19 protein-coding genes and 1 pseudogene are annotated in these 24,384 nt (G+C 61.9%); 13 read left to right on the forward strand and 7 right to left on the reverse strand.

The window, feature by feature from the left end; genetic code table 11:
* Positions 1–81: 81 nt before the first annotated feature.
* From BT179_RS00285 to BT179_RS00295, 3 genes and pseudogenes are all read right to left on the reverse strand, one after another.
* Positions 82–297, reverse strand: a pseudogene (locus BT179_RS00285) (DUF6124 family protein); the annotation flags it as partial.
* A 720-nt stretch (positions 298–1,017) separates the two neighbouring features.
* Positions 1,018–4,527: a YncE family protein gene (locus BT179_RS00290; protein ID WP_072449218.1), complete on the reverse strand. Its 3,510-nt coding sequence runs from the start codon at positions 4,525–4,527 to the stop codon at positions 1,018–1,020.
* Positions 4,528–4,704: 177 nt separating this feature from the next.
* Entirely contained in the window at positions 4,705–5,262 is a 558-nt protein-coding gene (locus BT179_RS00295; RefSeq protein ID WP_072394790.1) for an NADPH-dependent FMN reductase, read from the reverse strand.
* Between the two features lie 185 nt (positions 5,263–5,447).
* Here BT179_RS00295 and BT179_RS00300 point away from each other — a divergent pair, with 185 nt between their 5' ends.
* Together BT179_RS00300 and BT179_RS00305 are read left to right on the forward strand one after the other, a co-directional pair.
* Positions 5,448–5,681 carry a hypothetical protein gene (locus tag BT179_RS00300; protein ID WP_072394788.1) on the forward strand — a complete coding sequence of 78 codons (234 nt, stop codon included), beginning with the start codon at positions 5,448–5,450 and terminating at the stop codon, positions 5,679–5,681.
* 78 nt (positions 5,682–5,759) lie between these two features.
* Positions 5,760–6,653: a LysR family transcriptional regulator gene (locus BT179_RS00305; RefSeq protein ID WP_072394786.1), complete on the forward strand. Its 894-nt coding sequence runs from the start codon at positions 5,760–5,762 to the stop codon at positions 6,651–6,653.
* Here BT179_RS00305 and BT179_RS00310 read toward each other — a convergent pair.
* From BT179_RS00310 to BT179_RS00325, 4 genes are all read right to left on the reverse strand, one after another.
* Entirely contained in the window at positions 6,619–7,233 is a 615-nt protein-coding gene (locus BT179_RS00310; RefSeq protein WP_072394784.1) for a GNAT family N-acetyltransferase, read from the reverse strand. The two genes, BT179_RS00305 and BT179_RS00310, sit on opposite strands and share 35 nt — an antisense overlap.
* A gap of 257 nt (positions 7,234–7,490) precedes the next feature.
* Positions 7,491–8,252, reverse strand: a complete 762-nt coding sequence (gene dnaQ / locus BT179_RS00315; RefSeq protein WP_072430525.1) for a DNA polymerase III subunit epsilon — start codon at positions 8,250–8,252, stop codon at positions 7,491–7,493.
* Between the two features lie 95 nt (positions 8,253–8,347).
* Positions 8,348–8,800, reverse strand: coding sequence for a ribonuclease HI (rnhA, locus tag BT179_RS00320; protein ID WP_047700958.1), 453 nt, complete (start codon positions 8,798–8,800; stop codon positions 8,348–8,350).
* Positions 8,801–8,889: 89 nt separating this feature from the next.
* The gene (locus tag BT179_RS00325; protein WP_072394780.1) at positions 8,890–9,648 is read right to left on the reverse strand and encodes a class I SAM-dependent methyltransferase; all 759 of its coding nucleotides are present in this window, start codon (positions 9,646–9,648) and stop codon (positions 8,890–8,892) included.
* Between the two features lie 66 nt (positions 9,649–9,714).
* Between BT179_RS00325 and gloB the strand changes: the two genes are divergently transcribed.
* From gloB to BT179_RS00380, 11 genes are all read left to right on the forward strand, one after another.
* Positions 9,715–10,482, forward strand: coding sequence for a hydroxyacylglutathione hydrolase (gloB, locus tag BT179_RS00330; protein WP_072430579.1), 768 nt, complete (start codon positions 9,715–9,717; stop codon positions 10,480–10,482).
* 99 nt (positions 10,483–10,581) lie between these two features.
* Positions 10,582–12,045: a transglycosylase SLT domain-containing protein gene (locus tag BT179_RS00335; protein ID WP_072394777.1), complete on the forward strand. Its 1,464-nt coding sequence runs from the start codon at positions 10,582–10,584 to the stop codon at positions 12,043–12,045.
* Between the two features lie 255 nt (positions 12,046–12,300).
* Positions 12,301–14,133 (forward strand): extracellular solute-binding protein, encoded by a 1,833-nt coding sequence (locus tag BT179_RS00340; protein ID WP_072430524.1) that lies wholly within the window; start codon positions 12,301–12,303, stop codon positions 14,131–14,133.
* Positions 14,130–15,983: an extracellular solute-binding protein gene (locus tag BT179_RS00345; RefSeq protein ID WP_072394773.1), complete on the forward strand. Its 1,854-nt coding sequence runs from the start codon at positions 14,130–14,132 to the stop codon at positions 15,981–15,983. The genes BT179_RS00340 and BT179_RS00345 overlap by 4 nt, the downstream gene beginning before the upstream one ends.
* Before the next feature lie 4 nt (positions 15,984–15,987).
* A complete protein-coding gene (locus BT179_RS00350) occupies positions 15,988–17,061 on the forward strand; it encodes a microcin C ABC transporter permease YejB (protein WP_072394771.1) in 1,074 nt (357 codons plus the stop codon).
* Between the two features lies 1 nt (position 17,062).
* Entirely contained in the window at positions 17,063–18,082 is a 1,020-nt protein-coding gene (locus BT179_RS00355) for an ABC transporter permease (protein ID WP_072394769.1), read from the forward strand.
* A gap of 1 nt (position 18,083) precedes the next feature.
* Entirely contained in the window at positions 18,084–19,694 is a 1,611-nt protein-coding gene (locus BT179_RS00360) for an ABC transporter ATP-binding protein (RefSeq protein WP_072394767.1), read from the forward strand.
* 19 nt (positions 19,695–19,713) lie between these two features.
* Positions 19,714–20,508, forward strand: coding sequence for an enoyl-ACP reductase FabI (gene fabI, locus BT179_RS00365; RefSeq protein ID WP_053153864.1), 795 nt, complete (start codon positions 19,714–19,716; stop codon positions 20,506–20,508).
* Between the two features lie 312 nt (positions 20,509–20,820).
* Positions 20,821–22,695: a 3-dehydroquinate synthase gene (locus tag BT179_RS00370; protein ID WP_072430523.1), complete on the forward strand. Its 1,875-nt coding sequence runs from the start codon at positions 20,821–20,823 to the stop codon at positions 22,693–22,695.
* A complete protein-coding gene (locus BT179_RS00375; protein WP_072394763.1) occupies positions 22,692–23,582 on the forward strand; it encodes a UbiA family prenyltransferase in 891 nt (296 codons plus the stop codon). Before BT179_RS00370 ends, BT179_RS00375 begins: the two co-directional genes overlap by 4 nt.
* On the forward strand, positions 23,579–24,343 hold the full coding sequence (locus BT179_RS00380; protein ID WP_072394759.1) for an EboA domain-containing protein: 765 nt from the start codon (positions 23,579–23,581) through the stop codon (positions 24,341–24,343). The genes BT179_RS00375 and BT179_RS00380 overlap by 4 nt, the downstream gene beginning before the upstream one ends.
* Positions 24,344–24,384 lie beyond the last annotated feature (41 nt).

The following is a 24,384-nucleotide window of genomic DNA, read 5'->3' on the forward strand; positions in this document are numbered from 1 at the left end:
TCTACTGTCAGGATTGACAGGTGGAGGGATGACCTTCGTGGCGAGGGGGCGGGTTTCCTCGCCACGGATAAGATGGACCGATTAACGCAGGTCGCCGTTATCCAACGCCCGGTTCGCCAGCAACCCACCCAGCTCGATCAACTGCTGGATGCCCAACGCCACATGCCGACGCGAACCTTCCAGTTCGAAGGCCAGGTCGCTGATCATGGCATCGGCCGAAGCCAGGGTTTCGCTGAGGTTGGCGAGCAGGCATTCGGTGTCGATGCCGTTTACCACGGTGAAGAGTTGGCCTGGGGGTGGGTCGGTTTCATTAGACCACTACAGGCGCGCCCGAAGACGCCCTGCGCATGGCCACCATCAGAGAAGCCAAAAGGCATGCACGAGGTAATGCTATACGCCATGTGGAAGACGGGCTACCAAACCCGGTCGCTGATTCGTCAGCAACCCGCAAACGATAGAACCCGCCCCTCAGGCGCACAAGCCGGCAGATTCTGGCGCAGTTGTAGGCAATGGCGCAAGGCGGCGTAGCCGGAGGATGAAGGATGACGTGGGGCACAATTTCGGTAAGCTCGGGCCTGTGAAAGCGAGTTTCCTAGCTTTCAGAGGGTGTATTTTTGCCCTAAATAAATGTGTCCCCTTTTTCCGATGGGGAAAAGACGAGCTTGGCGGCGGCAATGTTGATGCAGACGCTGCCCACCGGAGCCGGCAGATGCGCCGGGCCGCCATCGGGAATGACCAGCGCCTCGTAATCCAGGGGGGTTGTCGGCAGTGTCCATGGCGGGTCCCAGTCGGATGAGGTCTGGGTTTATTCAATGCCTGAACGGGGGATGTGCCCACTGTCAGAGTTTACAGTAGGCACATCCTCGGGATTCCTTCCAACTGGCAATTCTCAGACTTCTATCAGGGGCTCGCCGCTATCCACTTCGATACCGCTCGCCAAATGGATAATAAATGCGTCCCCTTTTCTCGCCAATATTATAGGCGACAGGAATCCAGAGCGAACGACTCAAACGCAAGCTAAGAGTTTATTGGGACGATGTACACCTGATCTCCAGCTGCCATGGACGCATAGAGATAAGGGCCTGTTGAGCTATGGGTGATGTGATACACCCCCTTTCCTGTGAGGTCGTCAGGTATTGGGATGCTCGGCATTGGCGTTAACGTGGCTGTGCTGATGACTCCTATTTGGCGATATTTGTCCCCATACAAATAGACACGCGTGCCATCCACACTGGCTACAATCTTGAGCGTAGTGTCCGGAACTGCGGTCAAAGGCATACTTATTGTGGTAATAATGCGTTCTGTCGCCATGTCCAGAACAGATACAGACCAACCCTCGCTACCACCCGTGCGGGGTTGATGTCCTATATATGCCCGGCTACCGTCAGGGCTAATAGTGAGGGAAGTGGCATATTCATTTGGAATATTAATGCTGCCTGATTTGGAGTGGGTCGCTGTATCGATAACTTCGACCGTACTTGGCCCGTGACCCAGGGCAACGATAGAGTAGCCGCGAGCGCCACTTGGACTAAATGTTATAAAATTATCGTCGGGCCGACCGTTAAGAAGAATTTCTCCAATTATTGAAAAATCCATCAGATTATATACAGATATGAAGCCGTAGCTCATGGCATAAAGTTGCGCGCCATTTTTTGTCAGCGCTATAGCGTTGGTCGTGTTGTATGGGATAGTCCCTGCGCCAGTGAATGAATGGGTCGTCAGGTCAAGGACGCGAATGGAGTGCGGCCCCCCTATAAGGTATGTGGATAGAAGGACGTAGGCACATCTACCGTCCGGGGAAATGCTGATATCGGCCGGACCACGCGTTGGTTCTGGGGAGTCGACTGTTCTTATTACTGCATGCGTCACGGTGTTCACCACAACGATTTTTCTTGCGTCAAAAACACATACATAGAGATAGGCGCCATCAGGACTTAGCGCGTGCCGGGTTGGGCTGATCCCGACGTCAATGCTGACCGGCGCTCTGACTATTACGTTATAGATACGTACAGGAAAAACAGTCGCGCCCTCCTCCACGCTGGAGCCATTGAATGTCACCTTGAGCTCCACGGTTAACTCGGTATTGTTCCCCAATAATTCCAGCTGAGCGCGCGCGAGGCTTTTCGAGAGTCCGTCCCTTACTTCTAAAGTGGTAACTGCCGATGCCGCATACAGAGGGATGTGGTGATCCTCGCCATTGGCTTTTTTGCCCAGACAGCGCAGCCAGACTTTCTGCCCGACCGCGATACCCGGCCATGGATTTGCCTTGACGGTGGCATCGCCGCCGAATGCCGCAAGGTCGAGGGTTGCACCAGTTCCATTGTTCTCGGCTTGTTGGATGTAAGGCTTATGCGCCTCGCTCAGGGTAATGACGGTAAAGGTCGACGCAGCTGACTCAGGTTCGCTGCCATATAAGCCTCTGGCCTTCAGACTGTAAGCCTTGACGGTCAGGCCCGTGAGTGGGGTACTCCACGTTGTCCCACCAGCAGAAATGGGAACGGGATTGCCGATATTTACCGTACCGTCCATCAACTGGATCCGTTCACCACTGTGTCCGGTACCCGTGACGGTGACGCTGGTCTCCACGGTACTACCGCCGACGACAGAACCTTTAGAGTCACGGATATCGGTGAGGGTCGGTGTAAGCCATTCCATGGCCTTGACGGTATAAGTACGCAACGGAAAAGTATCGGCTTGGCTTTCCTCAATGCTCTGATTCAAAGTGACCTTGAACTCCACCGTGAGCGCACTGCCGTTACGCAGCCCTCGCAGTTCAGTGAGTGGCACGGTGTTGGTCGCGAAGCCACTTGAGACCCAGCTTGCCGAAACTCGGCTGCCCAGGGCGCTGCTCCAAAGCACGCGCTCATAATCCGTGCCATCGTTGTTTTTGCCCTTCAGGCGTAACCACACGTACTGCCCTTGGGCAATAAGGGGCCAGGCGTCGATACGCACGGTGGCGTTGCCTGTCAAGGTTGCTACATCCAGTTCCGCCCCTTCGCCATTGTTGGCGGCTTGCAGGATCCTTGGTCTGGCGACCAGCAGATCGTCTTGGCTGAGCGCCTGCACATTCAGCACAAACGGATCCGACGGAGGCGACTCCACGCCGTTCTGGATCACCGTGTAAGTCACCGTCACCGACTTGCCCAGGTTGAACGCCACCACGCTGTTGGGAATCGGTACTTCCCAACCATCCCTGATCGGCCATTCCCCCGAGGTGTGTGAACCACCTGCCGGCGTGCCCGCTGCGCCGGTCCAAGTGACTTTCAGTTTGTCGTCGGGCAGCAGCGCGGCGTTGGCCGGCACAACGATGTGGAGCGCGTCCTTGGCCTGGACCGGGTTCAGGATGGGGCCATTGGCCTCTTTCACCGAAGGAGGCAACAGGTTCTGCGCCGCTCCGATCACGGTCGCATGGGCCGTTTTTGAGGTACCGACCAGCGTCGTGCCCCTGAACAGTTTGTAAGACGCCTGCACCGTGCTGCCCGAAATAACCTTGTCGTTGGGAATCTCCAGCACACAGGCCTGTTTCTGCCCAAAACCATCGGTCTCGACCGTTCCCGTCTCGCTGTGGGTGACCTCCGGCTGGCCCACCACTTTCGCAACGTAGGTCGCCTCGATCGTATCTCCCGGCAGAAAACGAGGGTCGCTGGTCAAAACGATCAACAGCAGCGGGTTCGTACCCAGTTTTTCGAGATCGATGATCCCGGGGTCGTCAGCCGTGTCGCTGGCGATTTCCCGCGGGATCGGTACCGGCAGTCGAAGACCGGCCTGGTCTACGTCAACCGTCTGCACAGCGGACCAGGGCGAGTTGAGATCCGGCGAATTGCCCAACTGGTCGGTGACCGTGAAGGAGAACATGAACTGGGCATGGTCATCGCCCAGGTCGGCGCTGGTGACATCGAAGCAGATCGTGGTGGGTGTCGGCGAGCCGGGGTCCGGCGGCGATGGGGCCTCGGTATCAGGCACCGTATGGTATTTGGGCTTGCCGTTGCAGTTGAGCCAGATACGGTCATGTGCCCGGCAATAGGGATAACTCACGCACACCGTCGCCCGGGTGAACCCCGGCCCTACCCCGTTCTTGATTTCATCCGGCAGGATCAACTCCAGCTCGGAATGCGCGCCATCGCCAGGCGTGCGATCGAAAAGGCCTGGCCGGAACTCGTTGTAGAGGATCTCTGCAGGAGGATCGGAGGTTTCAACGACACCGCTGAGACGCCTTATGGTGTAGGTCAGTCGATTGACTGCGTTGGCCAATAGTTTTCCATGGCGAATGTACAACTCCACCGTGTCGTCGGTGCCCAGCGTGTCCCGGTTGTCGATGTTCGTCTCGCCATTGAGGTTGATCGAGACGTTCTCCCCGCCTGTCTGATTTGTATAAGGCAACACCACAACCTTGCAGCCCGCGGGCTCCTGGTCATAGATATGCTTGGGCACCCCGAAATCGCCCCCCACCACAGGGCGAGTGGCGCGCGGCAGGTCGGGTTTCTCCAGAAGGACGGTCTGGTCGGCGGGTGTCGATGAAGGGGGCATGATCGGGGTCCTCATAAGTGACGCGTCAGGGCGTGTAGATATGAGAGCGCCGATGCATGAGGGCTGGCTACTGTCAAAGTTGACAGTTCGGGAAGCGATCAGGGGTGTCGAGCGGGGTAGCTCACTGAACAGGGAGTGCTACCCCGCTCCCAGAGCAAAGGGATGCGTAGGGCGGGATCAGCGCTTTTTATGCTGCTCCACCCACTTGCCATAGGCATCGATGAACTTCTGCAGGAACGGCCTTACAGACTCCGACAGGTTGCCCGCCTCGTCGAACGCCGTGCCGGCGCCGCTCAGGTAGGCTTCCGGCTGCTGCATGCACGGCACGTCGAGGAACACCAGTGACTGGCGCAGGTGGTGGTTGGCGCCAAAGCCTCCGATGGCCCCCGGCGATGCGCTGATGACCGCACCCGGCTTGCCGCTCAGGCAGCTCTGGCCGTAGGGGCGGGAGCCGACGTCGATGGCGTTCTTCAGCGGTGCCGGCACCGAGCGGTTGTATTCCGGGGTGACGAACAGCAAGGCGTCGGCCGCGCCCACCTGCTGGCGGAAAGTGCGGTAAGCCTCGGGCGGCGTTACGTCCAGGTCTTCGTTATAGAGCGCCAGCTCGCCGATCTCGACGATCTGCAATTTCAGGTTGGCCGGCGCCAGATCCGCCAGGGCCAACGCCACTTTGCGGTTGATCGACGCCTTGCGCAGGCTTCCTACCAGAACGGCCACGCTATACACATTACTCATAAGGGAGCTTCTCGATTTCGGATCAAGGGAGCCTGTAGTTATAGATGATCGGGCTGACAATTGGACCAGTGGAGCGACGAAAACCGGCGGCCTGGACTATTTTTTCCTTGTAGGAAAACTTACCGCGCGTGGGCAAGGTCTACAGAACCGCAAATCGAGTCATCTATTTCCAGAGGTTCTAAGCAATGGCAGCAGTACAAGTCGGACATTTTCATGCGCGGGACGCCGAAGGTCGCGTCTATTCGGTGTATGAATTCCAGGAGTCGACCCCGTCGCCGGAAGGTAATGGCAAGGAGCCTGTCACTACTTACAAGTTGGCCATCGGGGACCGGGTCAACAAAGTGGACAATGACCGGTTTGTACTGGTGCAGTCAGGGATCGAACTGACACGCGAACCCGAAACCTCCATCGCCTCGTAAGTTGAGCAGAAGTCGTACCTGGACTTGGGTTAGGATTCAGCCACTCAATGGCTTTCCCGCCCAACATGGACTTGCTGCATGCGTTTACGCCACATCGAAGTGATCCAGGCGCTGTTGCAGACCGGCCACCTCGGCACGGCGGCCGAATGGCTGCAGCTGCCGGCGGCTGACGTCGAAGCGATCCTGCGCGACGCCGAGGCCCAGTTGGGTTTCATGCTGTTCGCCAGCGTGCGCGGTCGCCTGCAAGCCACCCGGGAAGCATTGGCGCTGCGCGAAGGCATCACGGGCGTGTATGACGCTCTCGACCCGGTGCAGCGCCTGGCCAGTAGCCTCAAGCATCACCAGGCCCCCGCGCTGCGGATCATCTGCACGCCGCCACTGGCCCAACAGCTATTGCCCCGAAGCCTGGCAGCCCTGCGTCGCCGTTACCCGGACGCCCCCTGCACCCTGCTCAGCCAGCCCACCCGCGAGATCGTCCGTAGCCTGCTGCTGCGCGACAGCGATCTGGGCCTGAGCCTGCACGATCCCGAGCACCCCGATATCCATTGCCAGATGATCGCCCAGGGCAAACTGCAATTACTGGCCCCCCACGGCTGGCTGCAACCCCGGCAAAAGTACGTTTCGCTCCAGGATCTGGCGGGCCAGCCGCTGGTGGGACTGGATGGGCACGACCCGCTGAGCCCGGCATTCGAGAATAAACTGGGAGGGCTGCGTCCGGCGCCGCTGGTCCAGATCCGCGTGCAGACCCACCAGATGATGCGCGCCATGGTCGAGGCCGGCGAAGGCCTTGCCATCGTCGACCCGTTTACGGCCTCAGGTGCCAAGGGCAGCGGGCTGGATGTGTGCCCTGTGTCGCCGGCGGTGCCCATCTGCCTCTACGCGCTGCACCTGAACGGCACGGCCCCCTCGCCCACCCTCCTGTCACTGCTGGAGCTGGTCAGGGAACAAGCCGAGGCGTTGCTGAGCCATTGACCGACATGCCCACCGGATCATCGAACAACCGGTACCAGAACAACGCCACTTCGGCGGTATGCCGGTCGATGCCGCGATAACGCAGTTGGTCGATGCCGCCCAGCACATAGCCGCAACGCTCATAGAGCCGGCAGGCGCCGAGGTTGTTGTTCTGGGTTTCCAGCATGATGCCTGGCAGTTTTTTCTTGCGGCTCCAGAACTGGGCGACATCGAGCAAGGCCTTGGCCACGCCATGGCGACGGGCCGGGGCATGCACCGCCAGTTCGTCGATATGGGCAAAGCCGTTCCAGTTGGTGCTGATCACCAGGTGCCCCACCGGCTGGTCGTCCAGGTACGCCATGAAGATTTCGCTGTCTGGGGCATCGTGGAAGCCGCTGAACTCTTCGGGGTCGATGCCATAGCACTTGCGGTAGGGAACGATGGGGGTCACAGGCCACTGGCTCACGGGACAGCCGATCTGCGCCGCCCCGTAGGCACTGACTTCGAAGCTGAAATCGCTGCCCCAGATATAGGTCGCGAAGCCGTCATCGACGACCCGCACTGACAAGCCGGGGTGTTTCGGATTCATCACCGGTTGCATACTGGGGAAGCCCTCATTCCTTGAGACAATCAACGGCCCATTGCCATCCATTGCCCTTGCCTTTGGAATCTTCATACATCAAGCGGGTATCCATGGCCTGCTCGTCACCTCAGGTTAGAAGGTCGTTGCGATTGTGGCGAATGAATGATGCCCGATCCTGTGGCAGCGAACCGGCTCGCCGAGGGTGACACCCCGGGCACCGGTGCGATGCCCGGGCACTGCTGTCGCGAACGAGCTCGCGCCCATGGGTCGAACGATCAGTTTGCCGAGGCTTGTGATTCCACCAGTTGCGTCCACAGTGCCGGAGCGCCAGCGGATTTGGCGATGGCTTCCAGACGCGCGGCATGTTCGGCCAGGTCGCTTTCGCTGGCGCGGATGATCCGGCTTGGCGTGCGATCGGCGGGCAAGCGGCGGATTTCCGAAGCCTTGTTGCCCGAGCCTTCGCCGGTACCGTTGCCGTCCGAGGCGTTGCCGGCCAGGGACAGGCTGGTCTGGCCGCCGGTCATGGTCAGGTAGACGTCGGCCAGGATCTCGGAGTCGAGCAATGCGCCGTGCAGTTCACGCCCGGAGTTGTCGACGCCATAGCGCTTGCACAAGGCATCGAGGCTGTTGCGCTGCCCCGGGTGCCGTTCTCGGGCCATGACCAGGGTGTCGAGGATGGTGCAGTGCTGGCTGATGTCGGCCCGGTCGTGCTGGCCCATCAAGGCGAATTCGTTGTTGATGAAGCCAACGTCGAACGCTGCGTTGTGGATGATCAGCTGTGCGCCCTGGATGAACTCGAAGAACTCGTCGGCCACTTCGGCGAAACGCGGCTTGCCCACCAGGAATTCGTTGGTGATGCCGTGGACGCCGATGGCCCCCTCGTCACTTTCCCGGTCCGGTTGCAGATAGACGTGAAAATGACGACCGGTCAGGCGCCGGCCGATCAACTCGACACAACCGATTTCGATAATCCGGTGACCATCGGTCACCGGCATGCCGGTGGTTTCGGTATCCAGTACAACAGATCTGTTGGCCATCAGTGTTCAGCTCTCAACGGGCAGTCTTGCAAAAGCGCGGATGTTAACACGCTCCGAGGGAGTTGCTGGCCGCAGCTTTTGTGGGCAGGGTTGCATCAGGCCTGCTTGTAGCCACGCACCTCGTCCACCCCGCGATTGGCCAACTGGTCGGCCCGTTCGTTACCGTGGTGGCCGATGTGGCCGCGCACCCACTTCCAGGTGACGTTGTGGCGGTTGACCTGTTCGTCCAGCAGTTTCCACAGGTCGGCGTTCTTGACCGGCTCCTTCGCAGCGGTCTTCCAGCCGCGCTTCTTCCAGTTCGCCATCCACTCGTTGATGCCTTTCATCACGTATTGCGAGTCGGTCACCAACAATACGTCGCAGGGCCGCTTGAGTTCCTCCAGGCCACGAATGGCGCCCATCAGCTCCATGCGATTGTTGGTGGTGTTGGCTTCGCCGCCCCAGAGCTCTTTTTCCACGCCCTTGAACACCAGCAACGCGCCCCAGCCGCCCGGGCCGGGATTGCCCTTGCAGGCGCCGTCAGTGAAGAGTTCTACGCTATCGCTCATGCCAATCTATCCAGAAAAATGCAAAGGCCTGCCGGCCGGGACCGGCAGCGCCCCAGGCCGGAAGCCGGCCCGACGGTATCAGAAAAGGGTCAGGGCTCGATGTGGCGGCGATTGACCTTGGCCATCGGCAAGGGAATCAGCTTGCCCATCGGCTCGCGACGCACCTGGCGCACCGGGCGCAGCCCGACCGCGATCTTGCGCGCCACCAGTAGATAGAAGCCGCCACCGGACAGTTGCCAGTCACCGGCCCTGCGCTCCCAGCCAGCCAGGCGAGCCTGCCACTTGGGTGACGCAAGCGGCGGACGATAGCACCCGAAGCGGCGTTTCTCCAGCGCGAAACCCAGCAGGTTGAGCCAGTCGCCCACCCTCGACGCCGAGATGCAACGGGCCTGGCGCAAGGCGTCGTGGGCGAACACATGCCGCAAGCCCCAAGTGCTCCAGGGGTTGATGCCGATGATCACCAGGTGCCCGCCGGGCCGCACGCTGCTGGCGGCTTCACGCAGCAGGCCGTGGGGCGACAGGCAGAAATCCAGGCCGTGCTGCATCACCACCACGTCGGCGGCGTGCTCGCTCAACGGCCACGCCTGTTCCTCGCAGACGATCTCGACCCCCGGCAAGGGCGCTCCCAGGCGCACGTTGCGCTGGACCTGCGGCGCCGACGGCGGCGTCTGCGCCGACGGACCGTAATGCACCAGGTAGCCGCCGAAGAAACGCCCTAGCTCGTCTTCGAGCATGCGCCGTTCTTCTTCCAACAGGAATTGCCCGACAGGGCCGGACAGCCATTCACGGGCCGCGCTGATCAGCGCCAGCCATTCAGGATCAGCCTGAGCGAACGCTTCATCGGTCATTTGCATTCTCCAACGCGCCAGGAAGTTCTAAGATGCGCCTTTGTTTTCCGCTTGGCGAATTCCGCGATGATACAGATCAGTGCCCTGCCCGCGTTCACCGATAACTACATCTGGTTGTTACAGGATCACGCCAGCCGCCGCTGCGCGGTGGTAGACCCGGGTGACGCCACGCCGGTGCAGGCCTGGCTCGAAGCACATCCGGGCTGGGTCCTGAGCGAGATCATGGTCACCCACCATCACCATGACCATGTCGGCGGCGTCCAGGCGCTGAAAAGCGCCACCGGCGCCAGGGTCTATGGCCCGGCCAGCGAAAACATCCCGGCGCGGGACGTGCCCCTCGAAGACAACGACCGCATCAGCGTGCTCGACCTGGACTTCGATGTCTACGCCGTGCCTGGCCATACCCTGGGCCATATCGCCTACTACCACCGTGGCCTGCTGTTCTGTGGCGACACCTTGTTCGCCGCCGGTTGCGGGCGCCTGTTCGAGGGCACGCCGCAGCAGATGCATCGCTCCCTCGGCCGGCTCGCCGCCTTGCCTGAGGATACGCTGGTCTATTGCACCCATGAATACACCTTGAGCAACCTGAAGTTCGCCGCCGCGGTGGAGCCCGACAACCCGGACATTGCCGCCCGTCTGGAAAAAGTCACCCGCCAGCGCCACGATGGCGTGATCACCCTGCCCTCGACCCTGGCCCTGGAAAAACTCACCAATCCATTCCTTCGCACGACTGAAACATCCGTTAAACAAAAAGCAGACGAACGGAACGGCCAGCGAAACGGGACGCCGAGCGAGGTTTTTGCGGCCTTGAGGGCCTGGAAAGATAAGTTCTAAGCCCCCCGTATGTTGATACAAAAATTCTGAACGGTTGACCTGTTGGGGTGCGCTTCCTAGAATCGGCCGACATTTTTGCCCGGAACTTACTTCCAGCCAATGTCGTCATCCATACGTAAGTCCGTTCAGTCCGACACATTGACCCGCTTGGCTCAAGCCATCGCGGTGGCCGTGTCCGCCACCCTGGCGGGCTGCCAGAGTTCGGGCCAGCTACCCCAGGCCGATACGGCCCAGGCGCCGAAGAACATGGCCGCCCGGGCCAAGCAGAAACCCGTCTGGCTCAGCGAGAAGCCCAGCCCCCAGGTTCCCCAGGATATCTGGGAGCGCATGCGCCAGGGCTTCCAGCTGCAGGAAACCGCCGGCGTGAACCCGCGCATCGAGCAACAGCGCCTGTGGTTCGCCAGCAACCCGTCCTTCCTCGAAGGCGCCGGCGAACGCGGCAGCCTGTACATGCACTACATCGTCGAACGTCTCGAAGAGCGCAACATGCCGCTGGAGCTGGCCCTGCTGCCGGTGATCGAAAGCGCCTACAACCCCATGGCCTATTCCCGGGCCAACGCCGTAGGGCTGTGGCAGTTCATCCCGTCCACCGGGCGCTACTTCAACCTGCGCCAGACCCGCTTCTATGATGGGCGTCGCGACATCACCGCCTCGACCACGGCCGCCATGGACTACCTGACGCGCCTGCACGACATGTTCAACGGCGACTGGCTGCTGGCCCTCGCCGCCTACAACGCCGGCGAAGGTACCGTCAGCCGCGCCATCGAACGCAACGAAAAACTCGGCCTGCCCACCGACTACTGGAACCTGCCGCTGCCGGCGGAAACCCAGGCCTACGTGCCCAAGCTGCTGGCACTGTCGCAGGTGGTGCTGTCTCCCGATGCCTACGGCGTGAACCTCAACCCGATCGCCAACGAACCTTATTTCCAGGTCGTCGAGATCAACCAGCGCATGGACCTGTCCAAGGTCGCGGCGGTGGCGAACATCGACGAAGACGAGCTGTTCCAGCTCAACCCGGCCTTCAAGCAGCGCACCACCATCGACGGTCCGCAGCACCTGCTGGTTCCTACCTCCAAGGCACAACTGCTGACCGCCAGCCTGTCGACCATGCGTCCGGAAGAACTGATCAGCCAGCGCTCGCTCAAGCCGGTCTTCGAAAACGTCGACGACAGCGAATTGGAAGGTGCCAGGCGCACCTACCGCGTCAAGCGCGGCGACAACCTGGCCCAGATCGCCAAGGCCAACAATGTCCAGACCAAGGACCTGCAACGCTGGAACAAGCTCAGCGGCAACAAGCTCAAGGTCGGCCAGACCCTGGTGATGCAAGACACCAGGGCCACGAAGGGCACCGGCAAGCGCATCAACACCGTGGTGGCCGCCAACAGTGGCAAGAACAGCAAGGAAAAGACCAAGCAGACCCAGTACAAGGTCAAGCAGGGTGATTCGCTGTATGTGGTTGCCAAACGGTTCAACGTCGAAATGCAGCACCTCAAGCGCTGGAATCCGCGAATGGGCAAGGCCCTCAAGCCTGGGCAGATGCTGACGGTCTACTCCCCTCACTGACCGAGGGACTCCCTGTGGCGAGGGGATTTATCCCCGCTGGGCTGCGCAGCAGCCCCAATGGACGGCGTCTCAGACAAGACGCGGGGGGCGGCTCGCGCCCCAGCGGGGATAAATCCCCCTCGCCACAGGTTCGGCGTTCGCCGGCCAATGGCGTAGCAGACTGGGCCCACCCGCTGCCCCCGCCTTTTTCCTGCCGATACAAGCTGTTACTGTACAGGCCATAAAAGCCCAAGCCGCCTGGATCGGATCTCAGACTTGATACGTCCCCTCCTCCTGTTCCTGATCAGCCTGGCCTTGAGCTCCCCTGCCGGTGCGGCCATCAGCGAAAGCCATGGCTATGCGCAATTCGGCACGCTCAAGTACCCGGCCAGATTCACCCACTTCGACTGGGTCAATCCGCAAGCCCCCAAGGGCGGCACCTTGCGGGTCATGGCGTTTGGCACCTTCGATACGCTCAATCCCTACACCTTCAAGGGCAGCAGCCCGGTGTCCACGCCGAATTTCCTGCAATACGGCATCAACGAGCTGAACGAGCCCCTGATGGTCGGCACCGGCCAGTACGCGCCTTCCGGCGATGAGCCGACCTCCAGCTACGGCCTGATCGCTCAATCGGTGGAGTACAGCGATGACCGAAGCTGGGTGGTCTTCAACCTGCGACCCGAAGCACGTTTCCACGACGGGGTGCCCATCACCGCCTACGACGTAGCGTTTTCCTACCGAACGCTGCTCAAGGAAGGCCATCCGCTGTACCGCACCAATCTGCAGGAAGTGCTGCGGGTGGATATTCTCAACCCGTTGAAAATCCGCTTTGTCTTCAAGCGCGCGGGCAACCCGCTGTTGATCCTGCGCCTGGGAGAACTGCCGGTACTGCCCCAGCATTACTGGAAGGACCGCGACTTCAAGGCCACCACTTTCGAACCACCCCTGGGCAGTGGGCCTTATCGCATCACCCAGGTGCAGCCGGGCCGCCAACTGGTGTTCGAACGGGTGAAGGACTATTGGGGCAAGGACCTGCCGGTCAATCGCGGCAAGTACAACTACGACCGGATGGAAGTGGAGTTCTATCGTGACAGCGACGTGGCCTTCGAAGCCTTCAAGGCTGGCGAGTTCGATATCTACATCGAGCACCAGGCCAAGAACTGGGCCAACGGCTATGACTTCCCGGCGGTCAAGCGTGGCGACGTGATCAAGGCGCAGATTCCCCACCGGATCCCGACCCAGACCCAGGGCCTGTTCATGAATACCCGACGGGGCACCTTTGCCGACGCCAGGGTGCGTGAAGCACTGGGGTTGATGTTCGATTTCGAGTGGACCAACCGCACGCTGTTCAGCGGCGCCTACAAGCGCACCCTCAGTTACTACCCCAACAGCGAGTTCTCCGCCAGCGGCCTTCCGGTGGGGCACGAATGGCTGTTGCTCAAGCCCTACCGCGAACAACTGCCCCCCCGGCTGTTCACCGAACCGTTCAGCCTGCCTCAGACCGACGGTCGCGGCATCCCCCGGGACACCCTGCGCAGGGCCCTGGCGCTGCTCAAGGAAGCCGGCTGGACACTCAACGGCCAACGCCTGCTCAATGCCGACAGCCAGCCCCTGCGCTTTGAAATCCTGTTGGTCAATCCGAACCTGGAGCGCATCCTGCAGCCTTACGTGGGGAACCTTGCCAGCATCGGCATCCAGGCTCGCCTGCGCACAGTGGACCGTGCCCAGTACAAGCAGCGCCTGGACCAGTTCGACTTCGACATGATCCTCCTGACCCTGGGCCAGACCCTCAGCCCCGGCCTGGAGCAATGGCAGTATTTCCATTCCAGCCAGGCTTCGGTCAAAGGCAGTAAGAACTATGCCGGGATCGCCAACCCGGTGGTGGACCATCTGCTGGAAAAACTGCTGGCGGCCCGGACCCGGGACGAGCAGGTCGCCGCCGGCAAGGCCCTCGACCGGGTGCTGCTGTGGCAGCACTATTGCATTCCCAACTGGTATCTCAACTACCATCGCCTGGCCTACCATGACCGGTTCGCCTTCGTCACCACGCCGCCCTACACCCTGGGCCTGAGCGCGTGGTGGCTGAAATCTTCGGAGAAAGATCAATGAAGCCTTTGCGCGCCCTGCTCCTGCAGGCCGGTGGCCTGATGTTCGCCGGGCTGGCCTGCGCCGCCCCGCAGCACGCCTTGACCCTGTACAACGAACCGCCGAAATACCCGGCCGATTTCAAGCATTTCGACTACGTCAACCCCGACGCCCCCAAGGGCGGGATCTTCCGCCAGGGCGGATTTGGCGGCTTCGACAGCCTCAACCCGTTCATCAGCAAAGGCGTGCCGGCCGATGACATCGGCCTGATCTACGACACCCTGGCCAAGCAAGGCCTGGACGAACCCTTCACTGAGTACGGCCTGATCGCCGGGAAGATCGAGAAAGCCCCGGACAACGCCTGGGTACGCTTCTACCTGCGCCCCGAGGCCCGCTTCAATGACGGCCACCCGGTGCGTGCCGAAGACGTGGTCTTCAGCTTCCAGACCCTGACCAAAGACGGCGCGCCGATGTTCCGGGGCTACTACAACGACGTGGCCGAAGTGATCGCCGAAGACCCGCTCAAGGTGCTGTTCAAGTTCAAGCACACCAATAATCGCGAACTGCCGCTGATCCTCGGGCAATTGCCGGTATTGCCCAAGCATTGGTGGGCCGAACGCGACTTCAACAAGGGCAACCTGGAAATTCCCCTGGGCAGTGGCCCTTATCGGGTCGCCGAAGTGAAGGCCGGCCGTTCGATCCGCTATGAGCGGGTGAAGGACTACTGGGGCAAGGACCTGCCGGTCAACCGGGGCTTCTACAATTTCGATGTGCTGAGCACCGACTACTACCGCGACAACACCGTCGCGGTGGAGGCCCTGAAAGCCGGGCAGTTCGACTTCTGGCTGGAAATGACCGCCAAGAACTGGGCCAATGCCTACAACATCCCGGCCGTGACCGAAGGCCGGCTGATCAAGGAACAGATCCCCAACGGCAATCCCACCGGTATGCAAGGCTTTGTCTACAACCTGCGCCGCCCAGTGTTCCAGGATGTGCGAGTGCGCAAGGCCCTGAGCCTGCTGCTGGACTTCGAGTGGACCAACAAGCAGCTGTTCAACGGTGCCTATGCCCGCACCCGCAGTTATTTCGAGAACTCGGAAATGGCCGCCACCGGCCTGCCCGGCGAAGACGAACTGAAGATCCTCGAACCTCTGCGCGGCAAGATCCCCGAGCAGGTCTTCACCGAGGCGTTCCAGCCTTCGATGTGCGACGGCAGCGGCATGATCCGCGACCAGCAGCGCAAGGCCTACCAACTGCTGCAGGAAGCTGGCTGGCGCATCGTCGACGACAGGATGGTCGACGCCCAGGGCAAGCCGGTGGTGCTGGAATTCCTGCTGGCCCAGACCGAGTTCGAGCGGGTGCTGCTGCCGTTCAAGCGCAACCTGAGCGACCTGGGCATCGAACTGGTGATTCGCCGGGTGGATGTGTCCCAGTACATCAACCGCGTCCGCTCCCGGGATTTCGACCTGGTGGTGGGCAGCTTCCCCCAGTCCAGCTCGCCGGGCAACGAGCAGCGCGAGTTCTGGATGTCGGCCGCCGCCGACAAGCCCGGCAGCCGCAACACCATGGGCCTGAAGGACCCGGCGGTGGACCAGTTGGTGGAACAGTTGATCAACGCCGATTCACGCAAGAGCCTGGTGGCCCATGCCAGGGCGCTGGACCGGGTGCTGCAATGGGGCTACTACGTGATTCCCAACTGGCACATCAAGACCTGGCGCGTGGCCTACTGGAATCACATCGGCCATCCGAAGGTCACGCCGACCTATGACATCGGCACCACCACCTGGTGGGTCAAGCCGGACACCAAGCCTGCCGAAGAAGTGGAACACGTGATAGAAAAACAGAACAACGCTGCCTCGGCGAGCGTGGAGTAACCCGATGCTGGCTTATATCTTGCGGCGGCTGCTGCTGATCATTCCGACCCTGTTCGGCATCCTGCTCATCAACTTCGTCATCATCCAGGCCGCGCCCGGGGGGCCGGTGGAGCAGATGATCGCCAAGCTCGAAGGTTTCGAGGGCGCCACCAGCCGCATCGCCGGCGGCGGTGCCGAAGTGTCGGTGGCCGGCTCCAGCTACCGTGGCGCCCAGGGGCTGGACCCGGCGCTGATCAAGGAAATCGAGCGCATGTACGGCTTCGACAAGTCGGCCCCCGAACGCCTGTGGATCATGATCAAGAACTACGCGCGCCTGGACTTCGGCGACAGCTTCTTTCGCGACGCCAAGGTCATCGACCTGATCAAGGAGAAACTGCCGGTCTCCATCTCCCTCGGGCTATGGAGCACGCTGATCATGTACCTGGTCTCGATCCCCCTGGGGATCGCCAAGGCCACGCGACACGGCAGCCACTTCGATGTATGGACCAGTTCGGCGATCATCATCGGCTATGCGATCCCCTCGTTCCTGTTCGCCATCCTGCTGATCGTGGTGTTCGCCGGCGGCAGTTACTTCGACTGGTTCCCGCTGCGGGGGCTGACATCCAACAACTTCGACCAGTTGAGCATGGGTGGCAAGATCCTCGACTACTTCTGGCACCTGGCCTTGCCGGTGACCGCCCTGGTGATCGGCAACTTCGCCACCATGACCCTGCTGACCAAGAACAGTTTCCTGGACGAAATCAACAAGCAGTACGTGGTCACTGCCAAGGCCAAGGGCCTGACGCGCAATCGCGTGCTCTACGGTCATGTGTTCCGCAATGCCATGCTGCTGGTGATCGCCGGCTTCCCGTCGGCGTTCATCGGGATCTTCTTCACCGGATCCTTGCTGGTGGAAGTGATCTTTTCCCTCGACGGCCTCGGCTTGATGAGCTTCGAGGCCGCGATCAACCGCGACTATCCGGTGGTCTTTGGCACGTTGTTCATCTTCACCCTGCTGGGGCTGGTGGTGAAGTTGATCGGCGACCTGACCTACACCTTTGTCGATCCGCGCATCGACTTCGAAAGCCGGGAGCATTGAGATGAACCTGTCCCCTCTCAATCGCCGTCGCTTCGAACTGTTCAAGGCCAACAAGCGTGGCTGGTGGTCGCTCTGGCTGTTCATGGCCCTGTTCGTCCTGAGCCTGGGCGCCGAGCTGATCGCCAACGACAAGCCGCTGGTGGTGCATTACGACGGTGGCTGGTACTTCCCGGCCCTCAAGCGCTACCCGGAAACCACCTTCGGCGGCGAGTTCCCGCTGGAGGCCAACTACAAGAGTCCCTACATCCGCGAGCTGCTGGCGGCCAAGGACGCCTGGGTGCTGTGGGCACCGATTCCGTTCAGCTACCAGAGCATCAACTACGACCTGAAGGTCCCGGCTCCTGCCCCCCCTTCGTCGGTCAACTGGCTGGGCACCGACGACCAGGGCCGCGACGTGCTGGCCCGAGTGATCTACGGTTTCCGGATCTCGGTGCTGTTCGCCCTGACCCTGACCCTGCTCAGTTCGATCATCGGCGTGATCGCCGGCGCCCTGCAGGGGTTCTACGGCGGCTGGGTCGACCTGGCCGGCCAGCGCTTCCTGGAAATCTGGTCCGGCCTGCCGGTGCTTTACCTGCTGATCATCCTGGCCAGCTTCGTCCAGCCCAATTTCTGGTGGTTGCTGGGGATCATGCTGCTGTTTTCCTGGATGAGCCTGGTGGATGTCGTGCGCGCCGAGTTCCTCCGTGGCCGCAACCTGGAATACGTGCGTGCCGCCCGGGCCCTGGGCATGCAGAACGGTGCGATCATGTTCCGCCATATCCTGCCCAATGCCATGGTCTCGACCATGACGTTCATGCCGTTCATCCTCACCGGCGCCATCGGCACCCTCACTGCCCTGGACTTCCTCGGTTTCGGCCTGCCGGCGGGCGCACCCTCCCTGGGCGAACTGGTGGCCCAGGGCAAATCCAACCTCCAGGCCCCCTGGCTGGGCATCAGTGCGTTCGCCGTGCTGGCGATCATGCTGAGCCTGCTGGTGTTCATCGGCGAGTCCGCTCGCGATGCCTTCGATCCGAGGAAGTGATATGAACCAGGACAACCTGATCGAAGTGCGCGACCTGGCGGTGGAATTCATCGCCGGCCACCACCATCAACGGGTGGTCGAAGGCGTCAGCTTCGACATCAAGCGCGGTGAAACCCTGGCCCTGGTAGGTGAAAGCGGCTCGGGCAAGTCGGTCACCGCCCATTCGATCCTGCGGTTGCTGCCCTACCCGCTGGCCCATCACCCCACCGGGACCATCCAGTACGCCGGGCAGGATCTGTTGAGCCTGAAAGAGAAGACCATCCGTCATATCCGTGGCAACCGGATCGCGATGATCTTCCAGGAACCGATGACGTCCCTCAACCCGTTGCACTCCATCGGCAAGCAGATCAACGAAGTGCTCGGCATCCACAAGGGCCTGACCGGCAAGGTGGCGACCCGCCGGACCCTCGAGTTGCTGGAGCTGGTGGGGATTCCCGAACCCCACAAGCGCCTCAAGGCCCTGCCTCACGAGCTGTCCGGCGGCCAGCGCCAGCGGGTGATGATCGCCATGGCCCTGGCCAACGAGCCGGAACTGCTGATCGCCGACGAACCGACTACCGCCCTGGACGTCACTGTCCAGCTCAAGATCCTCGATCTGCTCAAGCAATTGCAGGCACGATTGGGCATGTCGCTGCTGCTGATCAGCCACGATTTGAACCTGGTGCGAAGAATTGCGCATCGCGTATGTGTCATGCAGCGCGGTTGCATCGTCGAACAGGCATCGTGCGAAGAATTGTTCCGCGCACCGCAGCATCCGTACACTCGGGAACTGCTGGCCGCAGAGCCCAGCGGCAACCCGGCGGCCAACGTCGCCGGTCCGCCGTTGCTGCAGGTCGAGGACCTCAAGGTCTGGTTCCCGGTCAAGAAAGGCTTGTTCAAGCGGACCGTGGACTACATCAAGGCCGTGGACGGGATCCGCTTCAGCCTGCCCCAGGGCCAGACCCTGGGCATCGTGGGCGAAAGCGGTTCGGGCAAATCCACCCTGGGGCTGGCGATCCTGCGGTTGATCGCCAGCCAGGGCGGGATCCGGTTCGAGGGCAAGCAGCTCGACAGCCTGTCCCAACAACAGGTCCGGCCGCTGCGACGGGAGATGCAAGTGGTCTTCCAGGACCCGTTCGGCAGCCTGAGCCCGCGCATGTGTGTGGGCCAGATCGTCGGCGAAGGCCTGCGGATCCACAAGATCGGTACCGAAGCCGAGCAGGAACAGGCGATAATCGCCGCACTGGAGGAGGTAGGCCTGGACCCGGAAACCCGGAACCGCTACCCCCATGAATTTTCCGGAGGGCAGCGGCAGCGTATCGCCATTGCCCGGGCCCTGGTGCTCAAGCCGGCGTTGATTCTGCTGGACGAGCCGACGTCGGCCCTGGACCGCACCGTGCAACGCCAGGTGGTGGAGCTGTTGCGGTCGCTGCAAAGCAAGTACAACCTGACGTATCTGTTTATCAGCCATGATCTGGCTGTCGTCAAAGCGCTGAGCCACCAACTGATGGTGGTCAAGCATGGCCAAGTGGTCGAACAAGGTGATGCCCGCAGCCTATTCGCTGCGCCGCAACACCCCTATACACAGCAGTTGATGGAGGCCGCCTTCCTGGCCCCGACAACTGCCGAATAACCTGAAAGAGGAGCAACACATGGGTTTTCTCGCCGGTAAGCGCGTACTGATCGTCGGTGTCGCCAGCAAGCTGTCCATCGCATCCGGCATCGCCGCCGCCATGCATCGCGAGGGCGCTGAGCTTGCCTTCACTTATCAGAACGACAAACTCAAGGGTCGTGTCGAAGAGTTCGCGCAAGGCTGGGGTTCGAGCCCTGAGCTGTGCTTCCCATGCGACGTGGCCAGCGATGAAGAAATCGCCAAGGTCTTCGAGGAGCTGAGCAAGAAGTGGGACGGCCTGGACTGCATCGTGCACTCCGTGGGCTTCGCCCCAGGCGACCAGCTGGACGGCGACTTCACCGAAGCCACCACCCGCGAAGGTTTCCGCATTGCCCACGACATCAGTGCCTACAGCTTCGTCGCCCTGGCCAAGGCCGGCCGCGAAATGATGAAAGGCCGCAACGGCAGCCTGCTGACCCTGTCCTACCTGGGCGCCGAGCGCACCATGCCGAACTACAACGTCATGGGCATGGCCAAGGCTTCCCTGGAAGCCGGCGTGCGTTACCTGGCCGGTTCCCTGGGCCCGGAAGGCACCCGCGTCAACGCCGTTTCGGCCGGCCCGATCCGCACCCTCGCCGCTTCCGGCATCAAGAACTTCCGCAAGATGCTGGCCGCCAACGAAGCGCAGACCCCGCTGCGTCGCAACGTCACCATCGAAGAAGTCGGCAACGCCGGCGCCTTCCTGTGCTCGGACCTGGCGTCGGGCATCAGCGGTGAAATCATGTACGTGGACGGCGGCTTCAACACCACCGCCATGGGCAACATCGAAGAGTAATCTTCAGCGCGCATGAAAAACGCCGCTCGTCCTGCAAAGGGCAAGCGGCGTTTTTCGTTCTGGCGACCCGCTGCGCCATCGCGTGCGGCGTGCGGCGTGCGATGGCCATCATCGCGTCAATCAAAGATCACATTGCCATCAAATGGCCTTGCAAAACGACAATGGCCGACTAGATTCAGAATTGTCTTCCCAAGCGCAACCCGCCGCAGCGGGTCCCACCGAAAACGAGACTGCCTATCGACCCGAGAACCAGCCGACGACGCTTTTAAACATTGACACGGAATGAGTCAAAACACACAAGAGGGATGCTTGATGAAGCACAGCCGGTGGTATCGTGCGCTCTCGAAAAAAGGACCCGCCAAGCCGTTCTGGCTATCCTTGTTCTGCTTCTGTGGCCTGGTGATTGCCAGCTTCCTGTTGTTCGAGCAACAGATCCAGGCATTCCTGACCCACCTGCAGTTGTACCTGCCCTCGACCTCCTCGCAAAAGCTCAACCTGGCCCTGTTGCTGATCGCCCTGCTGGCCCTGGACGTGGTGCTGCCGGTGCCTTCGAGCCTGGTGGCGCTGCTGGCCGTGGCAAGCCTGGGCAGCCTTGGCGGCTACCTGGTGATTTTCGTCGGCCTGTGCCTGGGGGCCGGCTTGGGGTATGCCTTGGGAGCCGGCTATTTCCGGCTGTTGTCCGGGCGACTGGGCCTGCACCAGCGCCAGCCGGGACAACTGGGGTACCGGTTGGGCACGCTGTCGCTGGTCTGCCTGCGGGGTGTGCCGGTGCTGGCGGAAACCTCGGTGGTGGCAGCGGGCATGCAGCGCTACCCGCTGCGTGCCTTCGTACCGGTGGTCGTGCTGGCCAATGCCGGCCTGGCCCTGGCCTACGCCGCCATCGGTAGGTTCCTTGTCGAACAGAACGCCCTCCTGGTGACAATCCTGGCCAGCATGGTCCTGCCCGGCTTGTTCATCGCCGGCTACAGCCTGCTCAAGACCTTTCGCAAGCGCGACGCGCAGCAGCCCCTGCACGGGCGCTTCGAGGTCAGCTACGACTATCCGGTGGTGTTCACCGATCACCTGTTCGATCCGTCCAATCCCTGTTTGCATCAGCAGCTCAGCGCCCGTCAAGACAAGCCGGTGAAGGTGCTGGTGTTCGCCGATGAACAGTTGCTGCGCAGCAATCCGGCACTGCAGGAACAGATCGATGCCTATTTTGTCCGCCATCCCGCGGACCTGCGCCTGCTGGCAGCGCCCATTGCGGTTCCGGCCGGTGAGTCGAGCAAGGATGCACAGGTGTTGCAGCAGCTCTACACCAACATGCTGCACCACGGGCTGGATCGGCATTGCCATGTGCTGGCACTGGGAGGCGGGGCAGTACTGGATGCGGTTGGGTATGCCTGCGCCACCTTCCACCGCGGCATTCGCCTGGTCCGCGTCCCCAGCACCGTCCTCGCCCAGAACGACGCCGGGATCGGCGTGAAGAACGGCATCAATGCCTTCGGCCAGAAAAACCTGCTGGGGGCGTTCTACCCCGCCACCGCCGTGATCAACGATTTCCAGTTGCTGGGCAGCCTGGGCCGGCGCGACCAGATCGCCGGGTTGGCCGAGGCGGTCAAGGTGGCGCTGATCAAGGACGCGGCGTTTTTCCAATGGATGGAGCAACAGGCCGACGCCCTCGCCCACTTCGATCACGAGGCCAGCCGGCACGCCATCCGCCGCTGTGCCGAGTTGCACCTGGCCCACATCACCAGCGCCGCCGATCCCTTCGAACGCGGTAACGGTCGCCCCTTGGACTATGGCCACTGGGCCGCCCACAAGCTGGAAAATCTCAGCCAGCATCGGTTGCGCCATGGCGAAGCGGTGGCGGTGGGCATCGCCCTGGATGGCCTCTACGCCAACTTGCTGGGCCTGCTGAGCGATGCCGACGCCGAACGTATCGTGGGCCTGCTGCTCAGGCTCGGCTTCAGCCTGAACCCACCGGAACTGAGCCTGAAGGATCCCCAAGGCCGCCCGCTGCTGTTGCTGGGCCTGGAAGAGTTCCGTCAGCACCTGGGCGGCGAGCTGTCCATTCCCATGCTCTGCCGCATCGGCGAATCGCTGGATGTGCATGAGATCGACGCCACGCGGATGGAGCAGGCGCTACGGCGGCTGTCCGGTCTCGCCGATCCGGTCCCGGCATTGAGCGAGGGTTGGGTACGATGAGCCAGGCATCGCCGGACCTGAAAACCTGGATGACCCTGGGCCGGGTTTCCAACCTGCCCACGGTGTGGACCAATACCCTGGCCGCCGCCCTGCTGGCCAGCAGCGCCGGGGCCCTGGCGCCACCGTCTGGGGCGGTGTGGGTCTTGCTGCTGGCGGCCTTGTCGATGCTGTACCTGGCCGGCATGTTGTTGAATGACTTGCTGGACGCCGACTGGGACCTGCGACACCACAACCCGCGCCCCATCACCCTCGGGCTGGTCAGCCGCCAGCAGGTCGGGCTCGCCTGCGCCCTGTTGCTGGGGCTGGCCGCCGTTGCCGTGCTGGGCCTGAGCCGGCTGATCGACCAGCCATACTGGTTGCTGGGCGGCGCCCTCCTGCTGCTGGCCTGTATCCTGGGCTACAACCTGCTGCACAAGAAATACGCCCACAGTGTCTGGCTGATGGGGGCCTGTCGCTCGGCACTCTACCTCACGGCGGCCGCCAGCCTGGCGGTGCCGCCGGAGCCCATCTGGCTCTGCGCCGTGTTGCTGGGGGTGTATATCAGCGGCCTGACTTACCTGGCCCGCCAGGAACACCGCAACCAGTTGCTCAGCCGCCTGCCGCTGATCCTGATGCTGAGCCCGCTGACCCTGGCGATCCACAACGATAATCCCTGGTTCTGGCCCGTGCTGCTGCTCTGGCTTGGCTGGCTGGGCTGGCATTACCGACGTCATCTGGCCGACCCTCGGCAACGGCGGGTCCGCACGTTCATCGGCGCCGGGCTGGCGGCCTTGCCACTGTTCGATGCCCTGGTACTGGCGGTGGCCGACCAGCCACTGGGCAGCCTGTCATGTGTCCTGGTGTTTTTGCTGCTTCCCCACTTCCAGCGCTGGATCAAACCGACATGAACAAGGACATTGCCGGGCCTTCATCGACGGCTCTTGAAATGCGCCGGGACAGTCTGGAGCAACAGCGCCAGACCTTGCTCCAGCACCTCGACGAGGCCGGCCTGCAGTGGTGGCACCAGGCACTGGAACAGCTTGCGCAACGCCCGGATGCCACGAGCGCGGCTCTGTTGAGCAGCCAGTGCAAGCGAGGCCTCAAGGAAGACATATGGACCCACGGTACCGGCTGGAGCCATGTGCAACTGGCGCGGGCGCTGTTGCTGGCCGAGGTCCTGGAGCGGCAACCCGCCACCGGCCAGTTGCCCTTGCTGCGCCAGTTGTTCCTGTGGGGCGACGATCAGGAAAAGATCGCCCTGCTCAAGGCCCTCGACTGGCTCGACAGCCAGGGGGTGTGCGTAGAGCTTGCGCTGCAAGCCGGGCGTACCAGCAACAGCCAGGTGTTCGCCGCCCTTGCCCTGGACACCCTCTATCCTTCGCGCCACTACGACGACCGGGCCTTCCATCAACTGGTACTCAAGGCACTGGGCATGGGGCTCGATGTACGTCGCCTGCTTGGCCTGAAGCAACGCCAGAGTGTCGCCCTCAATCAACTGGCCCTCGATTTGCTGGCCGAACAGCTCGCGGCCGGGCGTACGGTATCGGCCGGCCTGCCCCTGGCGATTGCCTTCGACTTGCTCAGCCCGGCGCAGCGCCAGCGCCTGGAAGGCCTGGCCCGACAGCAACGCTTGCCGCCGCAATGGCGTGAACACCTGACCGGCCCCTAGCGAACCTCCGTTCAACGATCCCCTGCTCTATTGATGAGGAT

Origin of the sequence: Pseudomonas sp. NFACC43 (genome assembly GCF_900119645.1) — a bacterium.
In the GTDB taxonomy this organism is placed as follows: domain Bacteria; phylum Pseudomonadota; class Gammaproteobacteria; order Pseudomonadales; family Pseudomonadaceae; genus Aquipseudomonas.